At 70.2% G+C, this 14,447-nt stretch carries 14 protein-coding genes; 2 read left to right on the top strand and 12 right to left on the bottom strand.

Annotated features, from left to right (window positions below):
- Window positions 1-51: 51 nt before the first annotated feature.
- The 8 genes from hpf to MUN33_RS04710 all read right to left on the bottom strand — a co-directional run bounded on the left by hpf (window position 52) and on the right by MUN33_RS04710 (window position 9,129).
- Entirely contained in the window at window positions 52-732 is a 681-nt protein-coding gene (gene hpf, locus MUN33_RS04745) for a ribosome hibernation-promoting factor, HPF/YfiA family (RefSeq protein ID WP_244803741.1), read from the bottom strand.
- A 234-nt stretch (window positions 733-966) separates the two neighbouring features.
- The gene (locus MUN33_RS04740) at window positions 967-1,665 is read right to left on the bottom strand and encodes a ComF family protein (protein WP_244803740.1); all 699 of its coding nucleotides are present in this window, start codon (window positions 1,663-1,665) and stop codon (window positions 967-969) included.
- A gap of 18 nt (window positions 1,666-1,683) precedes the next feature.
- Entirely contained in the window at window positions 1,684-3,435 is a 1,752-nt protein-coding gene (locus MUN33_RS04735; protein WP_244803739.1) for an LpqB family beta-propeller domain-containing protein, read from the bottom strand.
- Entirely contained in the window at window positions 3,422-5,701 is a 2,280-nt protein-coding gene (gene mtrB / locus MUN33_RS04730; RefSeq protein ID WP_244803738.1) for an MtrAB system histidine kinase MtrB, read from the bottom strand. Before mtrB ends, MUN33_RS04735 begins: the two co-directional genes overlap by 14 nt.
- A 15-nt stretch (window positions 5,702-5,716) precedes the next feature.
- On the bottom strand, window positions 5,717-6,391 hold the full coding sequence (mtrA, locus tag MUN33_RS04725) for an MtrAB system response regulator MtrA (protein ID WP_244803737.1): 675 nt from the start codon (window positions 6,389-6,391) through the stop codon (window positions 5,717-5,719).
- A 37-nt stretch (window positions 6,392-6,428) separates the two neighbouring features.
- The gene (locus tag MUN33_RS04720; RefSeq protein ID WP_244803736.1) at window positions 6,429-7,130 is read right to left on the bottom strand and encodes a dTMP kinase; all 702 of its coding nucleotides are present in this window, start codon (window positions 7,128-7,130) and stop codon (window positions 6,429-6,431) included.
- Window positions 7,130-8,638 (bottom strand): adenosylhomocysteinase, encoded by a 1,509-nt coding sequence (gene ahcY / locus MUN33_RS04715; RefSeq protein WP_244803735.1) that lies wholly within the window; start codon window positions 8,636-8,638, stop codon window positions 7,130-7,132. Before ahcY ends, MUN33_RS04720 begins: the two co-directional genes overlap by 1 nt.
- Window positions 8,639-8,742: 104 nt before the next feature.
- The gene (locus MUN33_RS04710) at window positions 8,743-9,129 is read right to left on the bottom strand and encodes a DUF4259 domain-containing protein (RefSeq protein ID WP_244803734.1); all 387 of its coding nucleotides are present in this window, start codon (window positions 9,127-9,129) and stop codon (window positions 8,743-8,745) included.
- 345 nt (window positions 9,130-9,474) lie between these two features.
- Here MUN33_RS04710 and MUN33_RS04705 point away from each other — a divergent pair, with 345 nt between their 5' ends.
- Window positions 9,475-10,368 (top strand): hypothetical protein, encoded by an 894-nt coding sequence (locus MUN33_RS04705; protein WP_244803733.1) that lies wholly within the window; start codon window positions 9,475-9,477, stop codon window positions 10,366-10,368.
- Here MUN33_RS04705 and manA read toward each other — a convergent pair.
- Genes manA through MUN33_RS04690 form a run of 3 tightly spaced genes read right to left on the bottom strand, consistent with a single transcriptional unit; the run spans window position 10,365 to window position 13,527 of the window.
- Entirely contained in the window at window positions 10,365-11,603 is a 1,239-nt protein-coding gene (manA, locus tag MUN33_RS04700; protein WP_369414922.1) for a mannose-6-phosphate isomerase, class I, read from the bottom strand. The two genes, MUN33_RS04705 and manA, sit on opposite strands and share 4 nt — an antisense overlap.
- Window positions 11,596-12,972 (bottom strand): phosphomannomutase/phosphoglucomutase, encoded by a 1,377-nt coding sequence (locus MUN33_RS04695; RefSeq protein ID WP_244803732.1) that lies wholly within the window; start codon window positions 12,970-12,972, stop codon window positions 11,596-11,598. The genes manA and MUN33_RS04695 overlap by 8 nt, the downstream gene beginning before the upstream one ends.
- Before the next feature lie 27 nt (window positions 12,973-12,999).
- Window positions 13,000-13,527, bottom strand: a complete 528-nt coding sequence (locus MUN33_RS04690) for a DUF3499 family protein (RefSeq protein WP_244803731.1) — start codon at window positions 13,525-13,527, stop codon at window positions 13,000-13,002.
- A gap of 197 nt (window positions 13,528-13,724) precedes the next feature.
- Between MUN33_RS04690 and MUN33_RS04685 the strand changes: the two genes are divergently transcribed.
- A complete protein-coding gene (locus MUN33_RS04685) occupies window positions 13,725-14,126 on the top strand; it encodes a metallopeptidase family protein (RefSeq protein ID WP_244803956.1) in 402 nt (133 codons plus the stop codon).
- Window positions 14,127-14,142: 16 nt separating this feature from the next.
- On the opposite strand, the gene MUN33_RS04680 is transcribed toward MUN33_RS04685, so the two are convergent.
- A complete protein-coding gene (locus MUN33_RS04680) occupies window positions 14,143-14,397 on the bottom strand; it encodes a WhiB family transcriptional regulator (RefSeq protein ID WP_174411431.1) in 255 nt (84 codons plus the stop codon).
- Window positions 14,398-14,447 lie beyond the last annotated feature (50 nt).

The raw sequence follows: 14,447 nt of genomic DNA, 5'->3' as shown, positions 1-14,447 counted from the left end.
CATCCTGTCCCCGGGGCGCCGACCACCGGACGATACCGGTCCTACCAGCGGTTACTCCGTGGCCTCAGCCTCTTCGGTCAGGGCGATCAGACCGTAGTCGTAGGCCCGGCGACGGTACACCACCGACGGCCGTCCGGTCTCCTCGTTGACGAACAGGTAGAAGTCGTGCCCGACCAGCTCCATCTCGCTCAGCGCGTCATCGACGCTGATCGGGGTGGACGGGTGCTCCTTCTCGCGGACGACGCGACCCGGCTGGAACTGCTCGGCGTAGGGGTCGACGTCGAACGGGCCGGGCTGCTCCGCCGCCTCCCGCTCGGCCTCCTGCACGAGGTCGGCCGTGGCCTCCCCGACCGAGACCGGGGCGCGGTGCCCGGACCGGGAGATCTTACGGCGCGCCTTGACCTTGCGCAGCGACCGTTCCATCTTGGCGATGGCCGCCTCCAGGGCGGCGTAGAAGGAATCCTCCTTCGCCTCGGCCCGGGCGATGTGGCCCTTGCCGGTGGCGGTGATCTGGATGCGGTCGGATTCATCCGCACGGCGCGGGTTGCGCTCGTGCTGGAGCTCCACATGGAAGTAGGTGAGAGTCGGATCGAGCCGTTCGACCTTGGCGAGCTTCGCGTTCACCCGGTCTGCGAAGTGCTCGGGAATCTCCACGTTGCGGCCGGTGATCTCCACCTGTGCCTCCGGAGCAGCACCCTCCGCCGTGATGTCCTGCTGGTTCTGGACAGTCATACTCATCCTCCCGGTCTCCACGCCGCCTGTCACCGGTGAACGGGATTGTCCACCGACGACGCTTGGCGACAGCTTCCCTCCCGATAGTACCGACGTTCGGACCGCGTTGGGGGCGGTCCAGCCCACTCCTGCCCCCGCTGCGCTACCCCTGCAACCACGCCGGCCCGACGACGGTCCGCACAACCACACCATTTGCACCGTTCAGGGCCTTCTTGCAACGGTCTCATGTCCGGCTCATGCCTGTGCGACCACCACCGCGGCGTCCACCGTCAGACCATGGGCGGCCAATGCGGCGGCGAACCCCGACAGTGTGGCACCGGTCGTGCTGACGTCGTCGACGATGCACGCCGCGGCCCCCGTCGCGCGCAGGATACGCGCCGCCCGCCGCACACTGCCCGGGTCGATCCGCAGGTTGACGGCGATATTCGCCGCGCGTTCGCCCCTGCCCAGACCCACCGAGTCGCGGGAGGACGGGGCCATCGTCGCCGCGGACACGACATGGCACCCCTCCCCCAGCTCCGCACAGGCGACGTCCGCGGCACGCCGGACCACACACCCGCCCCGGTCCTTCGCCGCCCGCCTGGTCGTCGGTGCCGGGAGCAGCACCAACGGAGCCAGCCGGGGATCGGGCAGCAGCCCCTCGGCCACCACATGCCGCAGTACGCCGGCCATGACCGCACCTGCGACCCTGACCGCGTCGGCACGTCGCTGCTCCTTCGCTGCCAGGACGACACCGCGGTGTGCACCCCCGTACATGCCGGCGGTGAACACGGGAAGCTTCCCGGGCCCCGGGACCCGCGACGGCACGCGCCGCAGGTCCGCGGCGCACCCGCGGCACAGGGACAGCCCCTCCACCGCCGGTGACGCGTCGACCCGTCCGCACGCCAGGCAATCGTCCCGCCACACCAGACCGGCGAGCTCCCCCACCCGCACGACGCCCCCGACCCCGTCCTACTTCGACAGGATCGGGACGGCCCTGGCGCCCTGCAGCGCCGGCACCTCACGCCAGAACCGGGCCTCGGTGTCCTCGACGTCCAGCTGCAGCATCGCCCGGGAGTCGAGGATGTACTGCACCGACCCGGACGAGCCGACCGCCACCACCGGTGCGGTGATGTTCCGGCTGGACAGCTGGGTCGCCTCCGAACCGTCGACCGTCACCACCCACACCGGCGCATCGTTGGCGCGGGTGCCGACCAGCAGTGACCCGTCGTCCCGCCAGTCGACCGACAGCGCCGTGTCACCGACCCGCTGGCCGACCTCCATCGGGACGCCCAGGCTCATCGAGTCACCTCCATCGGCACCCCGCTGCAGCACGCTGACGAACAACCGGCCGTTGATCAGCATCGCCGCCCTCGTCCCGTCGCGCGACACGGTGAACACACTGATCCTGGGGTCGTTGATCCGCAGACTGTCCAGGGCGGAGGTGTCCACCGTGGACTCCTCCATCTGCACACCGGACCCGGTGGGCTCCAGCCGGTGGACCCGCCTGCCGTCAGCGACGACATAGAGGTTCTGGGCGTCACCGCTCCACGACGGCCGCGACAGCGACCGTGCGGTCAGCGCCGTCGCCGGTTCCCCGCCGATATCGCCGACCAGCAACGACCGCTCGCTGTCGCCCCGTCCCGAGACCGCCGCGATCCTGCCCTCGGCCTCGCCGCGGGGCCCGCCGGACGCCGCGGACTCGAGCTGCCCCGAGGCCGTCCACCCCGGCACCGTGACCCCGGTGTCGCCCTCGACCAGTGCGCCGTCCCGGAGCGCGCGCAGGGGTTCAGCGGAGACGGCCTGCGGATCGAAGGACGCGACGTCGGCCAACGACCAGTCCTCCCGGCCGTCGTCGGTCACCGCCGCGCCGTCGGCGAGGAGCCGGTACGGGCCACGCACGTCCGACGCCGCCAGCGTCCACACCAGCTGGGCCGCCAGCACGTCCCGGTCGTCCACCGGCAGGTCGGCGATGCCGCCGATGTCCACGGTGAAGGTGCCGTCCTCCTCCACCGCCGCCTGCACCCCGTTACCGGAGGGGAACTCGGTCTCCACCGCGTCACGCAGCTGGTTACGGGCGCCGCCGGCCAACAGTGAGACCAGGGAGAAACCGATGTTGTCCTGACGGTTGTAGATCCAGCGCCGGTCCGGCACAAGGAACCGCTTCGTCGGGTCCAGGAAGTACAGGTCGTGCGCCTGGTACGCCCCCACGAAATCACTGCGGTCCATGACGACCCCGTCGGGCAGGTCGGTGATCCGCCAGCCGTCGTCACCACGCTCCAGGGTGACCTCCTCCTCGTAGGGGCTGTTCTCGGTCTGGTACACCCCACCGGTACCGAGCCGTCCGACGACCGTACCGCGCACGACATAGGTCACCTCGTCACCCGAGGCACCCCCGGTGGCGTTGAGGTCGAGCCGGTCGAGGATCCGGGTGGACTCACTGTCCTGCCAGTCGTCGGCCGTCGACGCCGTGAGGAACTCCTTGGCTGCCTGCCGGTTGTTCGCCTGCGACGTCGACGCCAGGTAGAAGTCCCGCAGCAGCAGGTCCGGCGGTTGCCCGTCGGACGGCTTCGGCAGGTTGCCGGTGTCGGGCACCGACACATAGGGCGACACCGCCTCCGGGGTCGACTCGCCGGGAAGCGTGGTACAGGCGACGAGCCCGCCCGCCATCACCGCGGCCATGAGCAGACCACCGACCTGACGCATACCGTCAGCGCGCGTCATCGTCACCCTCCTCCGAATCCGTACCGGACGCCGAATCCATGTCCTCCGCCTCCTGCAGGGCGGTACGGAGCTCCTCCTCAGTCAACCCCTCGAAGGCGCTGAGATCGACCCCGAGGTTCTCCACCGAACCGGCGGTGACGTCGACCGAGTCGAACCGGTCCACCGGCGCGGCGGAGTTAGCAGGCTCACCGTCGGCACCGGTGCCTTCGACGACACCGTCGGCGGAGTCACCGGCCTCGCCGCCGTCCACCCCGTCCGAGGTGTAGACGGTGTCCGCCGCGGACTCCTCCACCGGGCCGGCCACCGAGAGCCCGTCCGACACCTCCCGGGTGCCCGTCACGACGTCGGCGGCACTCTCGTCGCCGGCGGTCCCATCGGCGACATCAGCAGCATCGAGGACCGTCGCATCCCCGCCCCGGTCCACCTCCAGCGGCAGCGGCGACGTCCGGACCTCCTGACCGGGACGGCGCGGCAGCGTCAACCGGAAACAGGCACCGACCCCCGGCTCGCCGGTCGCCTCGAGACGTCCGCCGTGCAGCTGGGCGTCCTCCTTGGCGATGGCCAGGCCCAGCCCGGTGCCACCGGTCTTTCGTTCACGGGACGGGTCCGACCGCCAGAAACGGTTGAACACCAGGTCCGCCTCGCCCGGCTTCAGACCCATACCGTGGTCGACGACAGTCACCGCCAACGACTCCGCACCGCGACGCATCGTGACCCGCACCGGCCGGCTCTCACTGTGGTCGATCGCATTGGCCAGCAGGTTACGCAGGATACGCTCGACCCGTCGCGAGTCGACCTCCTCCATCACCGGCTCATCCGGCAGGTCCAGCTGGATCTCGCAGCCGACCTCCTCCGCCAACGCCCGCAGCTGCCCCATCGTGGACTTCACCACGCCGCGGACGTCGATCACCTCACGGGAGAGGTTCGCCACGCCGGCGTCGTGGCGGGAGATCTCCAGCAGGTCACCGAGCAGCATCTCGAACCGGTCCAGTTCCGCGTTCATCAGCTCCGAGGCCCGGCGGGTCACCGGGTCGAGGTCCTCGGAGTTGGCGTGGATCAGGTCGGCGGCCATCCGCACGGTGGTCAGCGGCGTGCGCAGCTCGTGCGAGACGTCGGAGGTGAACTGCTGCTGCAGGGAACCGAACTCCTCCAGCTGCCGGATCTGGTACGACAGGTTCTCGGCCATCTCGTTGAAACTGATCGCCAGGCGGGCGACCTCGTCCTGGCCGTCCACCGCCATCCGCTCACGCATATGCCCCGCCGCGAACCTCTCGGCGATACGCGAGGCGGTACGCACCGGCACCGTCAGCTGCTGCGAGAAGACCCAGGCGATGACCACGAGGAGCACGAGCAGCACCACCGCACCGGCGAGCAGCAGACCGCGCATCAACGCCATCGTGGACTCCTCGTTGTCCAGCGGCATGACCAGGTAGAGCTCCAGGCCCTGGATGTCGGACCCCACCGGTGTACCGATGATCAACGCCTTGTAACTGCCGGCGGCACCGGCCACGGTGGTGTACTGCACCGACACCTGCCCCTGCCGCACGAAGTCACGCAGCGTGTCCGGCACCGGCGTGACCTCGGGGCTCGAGATGTCCCCGCCGGTCAGGTCGGAGGCGATGATGACCGGTTCGTACACCGTCCCGGCCGTCCCCTGCTCCGACTCCGAGGAACGGTCGCTCAGGGCGGCTCGCGCGTTGTTGATCCGCATCTGCGGCGACATCGCCGAATCGGTGTTGCGGATCTGCTCCTCGACGATGCTCCGGGCGCGGTCGATCTCGTCGGTGGCGGCGTTGTACTTGGCGTCGAGCAGCTGCTGACCGACGAAACTGGTGAGCACGAAACCGAGTGCCAGGATCACCAGCAGCGACGAGGCGAAGACACTGCCGATGACCCGGAGCTGGATCGACGTGCGCCAACGCTGCGAGAGCTTCTCGGCGAACTTGCGCACGAACCTGACCGGCCGACGCAGGAAGATACGCAGTGCGTCGACGAAACCGATGTCCCCGAGCTCACCGCGGGGGGCACGGCGGGGGTCGGCAGGAGCACCGGAGTCGCCGGGGCCGCCGGAATGACCGTCGGCGCCGCCGAGCCACCCGGTGCGCGACCGTCCGCGTCGGCCCTCACCGCCGTCTTTACCGTCTCTGCCGTCTCTGCCGTCGTTGACCACGGGCAGCTCCGGCCGTCCGAGACCGCCGCCACCGTGAGGTCTGCCGGCGTCGACACCGGTCTCGTCCCGTCGCCCGTCCCCTGACGTGGATGCCATGGGTCGCTGTCCGCCCTACTCCCCGGTCTTGTAACCGACCCCTCGGACGGTCTGGATGATCGCCGGGTTGTCGGGGTCCTTCTCGACCTTCGACCGCAGCCGCTGGATGTGGACGTTCACCAGGCGGGTGTCGCTGGACTTGCGGTACCCCCAGACCCGCTCCAGCAGCTCCTCACGGGAGAAGACCTGGCGGGGCCGGGAGGCCAGGGTGGTGAGCAGCTCGAACTCGATCGGGGTCAACGAGATCGGCTGGCCCTTACGGGTGACCTGGTGCCCACCGAAGTCGATCGTGAGGTCGGCGACCTTCACCGACTCCGGCACCTCCTCCGGGGACCGACGCAGCCGGGCACGCACCCGCGCCACCAGCTCCTTGGGCTTGAAAGGCTTCGGCACGTAGTCGTCGGCCCCGGTCTCCAACCCCAGGACCACGTCCACGGTGTCCGTCTTCGCCGTGAGCATCACGATGGGGACCGTCGAGAACTCCCGCACCGCACGGCACACGTCGATGCCGCTCATGCCGGGGAGCATGAGGTCGAGGAGGATGAGGTCCGGGTCCTCCTTCTCGGCGGCCTCCACGGCCTGCGGGCCGTCCCCCACCACAACCGTGTCGAAACCCTCGCCCTGCAGGACGATCGTGAGCATCTCCGAGATTGCGGGGTCGTCGTCGACGACGAGAACTTTCTCTGCCATGGGGTTCAGTCTCTCACAAACCCGCCCGGCAGGTGGCCTACGCCCCGTCGACCGCCCCGTCGCCGGCCCCGTCACCGCCGAGGACGACCGTGTCGACGAAGGTGCTGACGGCGTCCTCCAGGTCCGCGGGGTCGCCGGAGTTGTCCAGCGTCCACCAGGGCGACCGCCACTGCGCCGCCGCGAGACCGCGGTAGGCCTCGAGGGTGCGTGCCTGGAGGCCGCCGTCACGCTCGTAGGCGTCGGCCGCGCGGGTGTCGTCGCTCTCCGCACGGCGGGAGACCCGCCCCGAGGCGACGTCGTCCGGGACGTCGACGAGCACCTGCACGTCGGGAACCGGACAGCCGAGGTCGGTGAACTCGAGGTCGTCGACCCACTGCACCACCTCGCTGGCGGCGGCGTCGCTGCCGTCGACGCCCTGGCGCGCCGCCGAGTAGGCCGCGTTGGACGCGACGTAGCGGTCGAGCAGCACGACGTAGCCGTCGGCGTCGAAGTCGGCGAGGTCCGCGGCGACCTCCGCACGGTCCAGGGCGAACAGCGTCGCCATCCCGTGCACGGAGTCGACGAGGTCACCCATCTCCCCGTGGAGTGCCGCGGCGGCGAGCTGGGCGTGCACGGACTGCTCGTAGCGGGGGAACGCCACCCGTGCCACCGGGATCTCCCGGGACAGGAGCTCCGCCTCCAGAGCCGAGACGCAGGTGTTCTTGCCGGCGCCGTCGATCCCCTCGAATGCGATGATCATCAGTAGCGGTAGTGCTCCGGCTTGAACGGGCCCTCGACATCGACACCGATGTACTCGGCCTGTTCCTTGGTCAGCGTGGTCAGCTCCCCGCCGAGGGCCTCGACGTGGATCCGGGCGACCTTCTCGTCGAGGATCTTCGGCAGACGGTAGACCTCGTTGCCGTAGCGGTCACCGTTGGTGAACAGCTCGATCTGGGCGATGGTCTGGTCGGCGAAGGAGTTCGACATCACGAAGCTCGGGTGGCCGGTGGCGTTGCCCAGGTTGAGCAGGCGCCCCTCGGACAGGACCACGATGCTCACCAGCTCGGCGCCGTCACCGTCGGTGCGGGGGAAGGTGAACTCGTCGACCTGGGGCTTGATGGTGGTCCGGGCGACGTCGTCGCGGTGCAGCAACGCCGCCATGTCGATCTCGTTGTCGAAGTGGCCGATGTTGCCGAGCAGGGCGTGGTTCTTCATCTTCCGCATCTGCTCGAAGGTGACGATCCCCAGGTTGCCGGTCGAGGTGATCACGATGTCCGCCTCGCCGATGGCGTTGTCGACGGTGACGACGGGGAAGCCGTCCATCAGCGCCTGCAGGGCGTTGATCGGGTCGGCCTCGGTGACCTTCACCCGCGCGCCCTGGCCCTTGAAGGCCTCGGCCACGCCCTTGCCCACGTCACCGTAACCGCAGACCAGCACCGCCTTGCCGCCGACGAGCATGTCCGTGGCACGGTTGATGCCGTCCAGCAGGCTGTGGCGGGTGCCGTAGCGGTTGTCGAACTTGGACTTGGTGACCGCGTCGTTGACGTTCATCGCCGGGAACGGCAGGGTGCCCTGCTCGGCGAAGTGGTACAGGCGGTGCACACCGGTGGTGGTCTCCTCGGTGACACCCTTGACGGCCTTGGCCGCCTCCGTCCAGCGGGTACCGTCCTCGCCGAAGACGCGGGCGAGCATCCCCAGGAACGCCTGGTACTCGTCGGAGTCCTCGTCCGTGGGCTCCGGGACGATGCCGTTGCCCTCGAACTCGCTGCCCGTGATGACCGCCATGGTCGCGTCGCCGCCGTCGTCGAGGATCATGTTGGGCTTCCGATCGCCCCAGTCGAAGATCTGCTCCAAGCACCACCAGTACTCGTCGAGGGTCTCGCCCTTCCAGGCGAACACCGGCACACCGCGGGGGTCCTCCGGGGTCCCGGCACCGACGACGACGGCCGCGGCGGCCTCGTCCTGGGTGGAGAAGATGTTGCACGACGCCCACCGGACCTCCGCACCGAGCGCGGTGAGGGTCTCGATGAGCACGGCGGTCTGCACCGTCATGTGGATCGACCCGGCGATCCGGGCCCCGGCCAGCGGCTGCTCGTCGGCGTACTCGCGTCGCAGCTCCATCAGACCGGGCATCTCGTACTCGGCGAGCCGGATCTGGTGACGACCCGCCTCGGCGAGCGACAGGTCACGCACCTTGTACTGGAGGGGGGTGCCGTTGGCACCAGCGCCGTCGTGGATGTCGACGGACGGTGCGACGAATGCTGCCATGGGGGTGATGCTCCTCAAGCTTCAGGGGACGGGGATGACGGTCAAGCCTATGCGTCAACCCTATCCCCGACCCCGCCGATCCGCTCACGGAGGGTCGTCACTGCTCAGCTCAGCGCCTCCACCGCGGTCTCCAGGCCGTCGGGGGCGTCCTCCCCGGCGGCGTCGAGTTCCGCGTCGAGCAGCTCCAGCGCCGCCTCCTGGAGGGTGTCGGGGCACTGGCCGATGCCCGCACGGATGAAGGGGTGCTCGTCAGCAACCGACGCCGCGGTGAACGGGGCCCCGGACCAGATGGCCGCGACCGTGGCCGCGCAGAGGCCGTTGATGTAGTCGGGGTCCACGGCCCGCCCCTCGTCGGCGGCGCCGGAGTCCAGCGCCAGCGTGCAGGCGTCCTGCAGCGCCCCGAGGAGCGCCTCGCCCTCCAGGTCGTCGCAGTCGGCCAGGAAGTCGGCGTTGCCGTCGTCCGCGAAGACAGTTTCATCCCAGGTGCTCATGTCGTTCCCTCTCCAACTCGTATGGTTCACCTGAGAATAGTCTGCCCGGGTCGACACGTCTCCCCCTACTCCCCTGCCCGACCGCTGAAACACCACTAAGATCACGGTTTGATCTCGTTTTCGCACCCCGCACAGCGGGGCGACACGCCGCCACAGAGACCCCTCGGCCACCCCGCCGACCGACGGCGGGCACGCTAAAACCCCACGGCAACACCGCATTGCCGTGAAACTCCGTAACGTTCAGGGCTTCCGCTGCGTTGGGTTGGGTGATAGGGTGGCGCCTGATCGTGATCTAAACGTTATTTTTGCCCGGTCGACCACCTCGGACGAAAGGAGGGCTTCCCCGTGGACTACGAACTCGAACCCGAGCGGCCCGCAGACAGTCCCCCCACCGCGGACGACCGCTCCACCGAACACCACGAGTCACTGCTGCGGGCGGAAGCCGCCCGCGCGTCCCGGGCCAACCGCGTCCTCGGCTCGCTGGTCGTCGCCGGGTTCGCCGCCGCCACGGTCCTCGGTATCGTCACCTGGCAGAACGCCTCGTCGAACCAGGACGGCCCGGCTTCCGTCGAGGAGGCGGTGGCCGACGGTTCACTGGCGACCTCGGCCGAAGCGTCCGGCGGGGCCTCCCGGGACGAGCGCACCTCGGTCACCCCGTCCGCGGACTCCGACGCACGGGGCACCGGTCGCGTCGACCCGGCCCGGCCGGACAGGTCACCGGACGACCACGTCACCCCGTTGACCGCGGACCAGTACGCTCCGCCGAACGCGTGGAGCGGTGACCGGTTCGTCACCCCGAGCCCGTACCCTGCCGACAGTGCAGACGGTGCCGACAACGCAGACGGTGACACCGGCACCGACGGCACTGGTGGCACCGACGCCACGCCGGGCAACGGGAGCGGCGACTCCGACCTGCCCTCCATCAGCGACCTGCTGCCGTCCATCCCGGGCATCCCCACGGTGCCCGGCGGTGACGACTCCCCGACCACCGGTCCGACGGACGGGACCACGGAACCGACCGAAAGCACCGAGGACACCGAGGATTCCGGGAACTCCGACGGGGACTCCGGGACCGCGGAGGCGACGGAACCGTCCGAACCTGGCGGGCCCGCCGACCCGTCTAACGAGAACACCCCAGGCACGCTCCCCGGCAGCGGGTCGACCTCCACCGGGTCGCCGGACTCGACGGGCGACGACCGGGACGCCGTGACCGACACGACGGGCCCGGCACCCCGCTAGCGGCCGCCGACCGTCGCCACGAAGAAGTGGCCGTCCCCCCGGGCGCAGACGCCGGACGCGGACGCCGGCACCCAGGCAGCCTGCCCGGGTGCCAGCCGCAGATCCGTCTGGTCCGGACCGGTGACCTCCACCCCGCCCCGCACGTCGAGCACGATCGCCGGTCCCTCGACCTCGACCGTCCGGCCGTCGTCCACCGACCGCAGCCGGAACTCGGGGACCGGCGCGGAGAACACCCCGTCACCGTCGGCGAGCTGTACCGGGTCCGGGGTCGGGGTGAAGTCGACCACCTTCATCAGCTCAGGCACGTCCACGTGCTTGGTGGTCAGCCCGCCGCGCAACACGTTGTCCGAGTTCGCCATGACCTCCACCCCGGTCCCCCGCAGGTAGGCGTGGAGGTTGCCCGCCGAGAGGAACAGGGCCTCGCCCGGTTCCAGCACGACGTGGTTCAGCAGCAACGACACCAGGACCCCTGCGTCCCCCGGGTACTGCCCGGCCAGGTCCACCGCCGCCCCGGCGGGACCGGCCATCCAGTCCTCCGTCCCGGCGTCACGCTGCAGCAGGCCGGTGCACGCCGCCACCACCGCGTCGATCAGCTCGACCCGGCTGTGGGCAGGCAGGGAGATCCACGTGGTCACCAGGGCACGGAGCCCCTCGGAGTCACCGGCGGCACCCTTGAGCAGTTCGGTGTAACGGTCCAGTTCCGGGACGCCGAGCGCGTCGAGCAGCTCCCGGGTCTTCTCCACCGGGCGGAAACCGGCGAGCGCCTCGAAGCGGGTCAGCGCGACGAGCAGCTCCGGCTTGTGGTTGTCGTCCCGGTAGTTGCGCACCGGTGAGCCCGTGGGCAGCCCGGCGGCGTTCTCGCGGGCGTAGCCCTCCTCCGCCTGCGCCTTGGTGGGGTGCGCCTGCAGGCTCAGCGCCTGGTCGGCGGCGAGCAGCTTCAGCAGGAACGGGAGACGGCCCTCCGGGGCGGCGTCGCCGAGTTCACCGCGGGGGTCGACAGAGATCCGTTCCAGCAGGTCCGTGGAGTCCGCCGGCAGGGTGCTCGGCCCCTCCGGGTGAGCGCCGAACCACAGTTCGGCCTCCGGGCGGGGGCTCGGCGACGGTCGCCCGGTGAGCTCCGCCAGTGCCGTCCGCGATCCCCAGGGGTACGGGCGCAACCGCCCCTCCATCAACGCGATGTCCGTGCCACCGACAGCGGCACCACGGACACTGTCCGAGGACGTCGTCTCAGGCACGGATCACCTCCAGCGCCCGGTCGAGAATCTCCCGGACCCGGGCGTCGGTCGCCGCCTCCACGTTCAGACGCAGGAGCGGCTCGGTGTTCGAGGCCCGGACGTTGAACCAGGAGCCGTCCTGCAGCTCGACGGTCACCCCGTCCATGTCGTCGGTGCCGACGGTCTCCGCCGAGAACGCCTCGACCACGGCGGCGGTCCGGCCGGCCTGGTCCGCGACCTCGGAGTTGACCTCGCCGGACGCCTCGTAGCGGTCGTAGGCCTGCTTGAGTTCGGACAACGGACGGTCCTGTCCGCCGAGGGTCGCCAGCACGTGGAGGGCGGCGAGCATGCCGGAGTCGGCGTTGAAGAAGTCCGAGAAGTAGTAGTGGGCGGAGTGCTCGCCACCGAAGACGGCATTCTCCTCGGCCATGCGGGCCTTGATGAACGAGTGGCCCACGCGGGTGCGCACCGGTGTGCCACCGTGTTCACGCACGATCTCGGGCACGGCCTTCGAGGTGATCAGGTTGTGGATGATCGTCGCACCCGGGTGCTGACCCAGGTAGCGCTCGGCGATCATGCCGCAGATCGCCGACGGCGAGACGGGGTCGCCCTTCTCGTCGACGATGAAGCACCGGTCGGCGTCGCCGTCGAAGGCGATGCCCAGGTCCGCCCCCTCGGCGACGGTGAACTTCTGGAGATCCACCAGGTTCTCCGGTGCCAGCGGGTTGGCCTCGTGGTTCGGGAACGTCCCGTCGAGCTCGAAGTAGAGGTCCCGGACCGACAACGGCAGACCGGAGGCCTCCCCCAGGACGGCCGGGACGGTCAGCCCGCCCATGCCGTTACCGGCGTCCACGGCGACGGTCAGCGGACGGATGTCCAGGGGCACCAGGTCGTGGAGGAACGCGGCGTAGTCCGCCAGGACGTCACGCGAGGACGCCGCCCCGGGCTCGTCGTCGTAGGCGGGAACGCCCTCGACGAGCATGTCGGTGATCTCCGCCAGTCCGGTCTCCTGCCCGACCGGGCGGGCACCCGAGCGGCACAGCTTGATGCCGTTGTAGCGTGCGGGGTTGTGTGAGGCGGTGAACATCGCGCCCGGGCAGTCCATGGTGCCCGAGGCGAAGTAGAGCTCGTCGGTCGAGGTCAGACCGAGTGCCACCGTGTCCAGCCCCTGGCTGCGGACGCCCTCGGCGAAGGCCTCGGACAGGCCCGGGGAGCTGTCGCGCATGTCGTGGCCGACGACGACGCGGCTCGCCCCCTCCCCCCTCATGAGCAGGCCGAAGGCGGCCCCGGTGTCGCGGACGAGGTCGGCGTCGATGCCGTCACCCACGACCCCGCGGACGTCGTATGCCTTGATGACGGAGGCGATGGCCTCCCGGTTGCGCTGTGTCATGTCAACTCTCCTGGTGTTCTGCGTGGATCATTCGCCGTCGTAGTGCACTGCGCGCAGGTGGCGCTGCGGGGCACGGCCCGGAAGGTTCCGCCGCGAGGGGTGGTGGCCGGACGGCTGCGGGATGTCGGTACGCCGGACGACCCGGGACACTGGCTGACGCTGCGCCGAGGCACGGGAACCGCCGTCCACGCCGTCGGTCAGGTACGGTGCGCCGGCGCCGTCCTCCAGGGCCGCGGCGAGGGCCTGCATCTCCTCGTCGGTGAAGTCCTCGTCCGCGATGTCGCCCCCGGGGCCGGTGAACGCCGGGTCGGCGAACGCGGACAGCGGGACGGTCCCCTCCCGGGGTGCGTCCTCGGTCCGCTGCAGCCCCCAGCCTTCGGGCACTGTCAGCCTGGAGAGGTGACGGTCGCACAGATCCCAGCTGTGCGGGTCGTCCCCGGGCTCCAGGGGGTTCACGATCGCCGTGCGGGCGGCGTAGTTGTATCGCAGGGTCGCGATCGCACGGTTGCCGCAGCCGGGCCTGGAACACTGTCGGTAGTCAGTCACGGCCACCATCCTAGTCCGGTACCCGACCGGAGTGCCGGACGGCTCCTCGACCCGCCTGTCGCACCCGGTCTCCCGGCGAGTGGCGGACTAGGATCGGTGGAATGACGCGCCCCACCACCCCCGCCTCACGCCGTGAACCGGCACCGGGCCACCCCACCAAGGCGCTGGCCCGGGACACGCGCGGCCACGGTCTGCGGGGTGTGCTGATGCCGAAGCTGCCCCGGTACGCCACCCGCGCCGAGACCTTCGACGCGGCGGTCCTGGACGCCTACGCCCCGGTCCTGGAACGGTTCGGCGACCGGCTCGACGGGCTGGACGTCGCGATCGACCTCGTCCCCAGGATGAGGTTGGACTCCTCGTCCGCGCACTGGTCGGACGAGGTGGCCGCCGACGGGCCGGTGCCGTTGGGTCGACTGGTCCCGGCAGGCGTCGACGAGACGGGCTCCCCCACGCGCCCGCGGCTGATCATCTTCCGCCGGCCTGTCGAACAGCGCTCCGGTGACCGGATCGAGACCGAGGAGTGGCTGAGGTTCGTCATCGCCCGTTTGGTGGCGACCTACCTCAACGTCGACCCCGGGATGGTCGACCCCGCCTTCCGCTGGGACTGAGCCGGCGGGGCCCCGGTCAGCCGAGACGCTTCTTGAGGCGTCGGCGCTCGCGCTCGGACAGGCCACCCCAGATGCCGAAGCGCTCATCATGCTCGAGGGCGTACTCGAGGCATTCGTCACGGACACCGCAGGCGCGGCAGATGCGCTTGGCCTCGCGGGTGGACCCGCCCTTCTCCGGGAAGAATGCCTCAGGGTCGGTCTGGGCGCAGAGCGCCTGCTCCTGCCAGTCCTGTTCGACGGCGTCGAAGAGGAGGTCGAAATCCTCGGTCAGGTCCGAGAAGGCGCTGGGCGTGTAGTCGTCGACACCGCCACGGAGCAGGT

The sequence above is a fragment of the Corynebacterium kalidii genome (assembly GCF_022869005.1).
In the GTDB taxonomy this organism is placed as follows: domain Bacteria; phylum Actinomycetota; class Actinomycetes; order Mycobacteriales; family Mycobacteriaceae; genus Corynebacterium; species Corynebacterium kalidii.
Note: the sequence above shows the minus strand (reverse complement) of the source record. Positions and strands in the feature narration are given on the sequence as shown.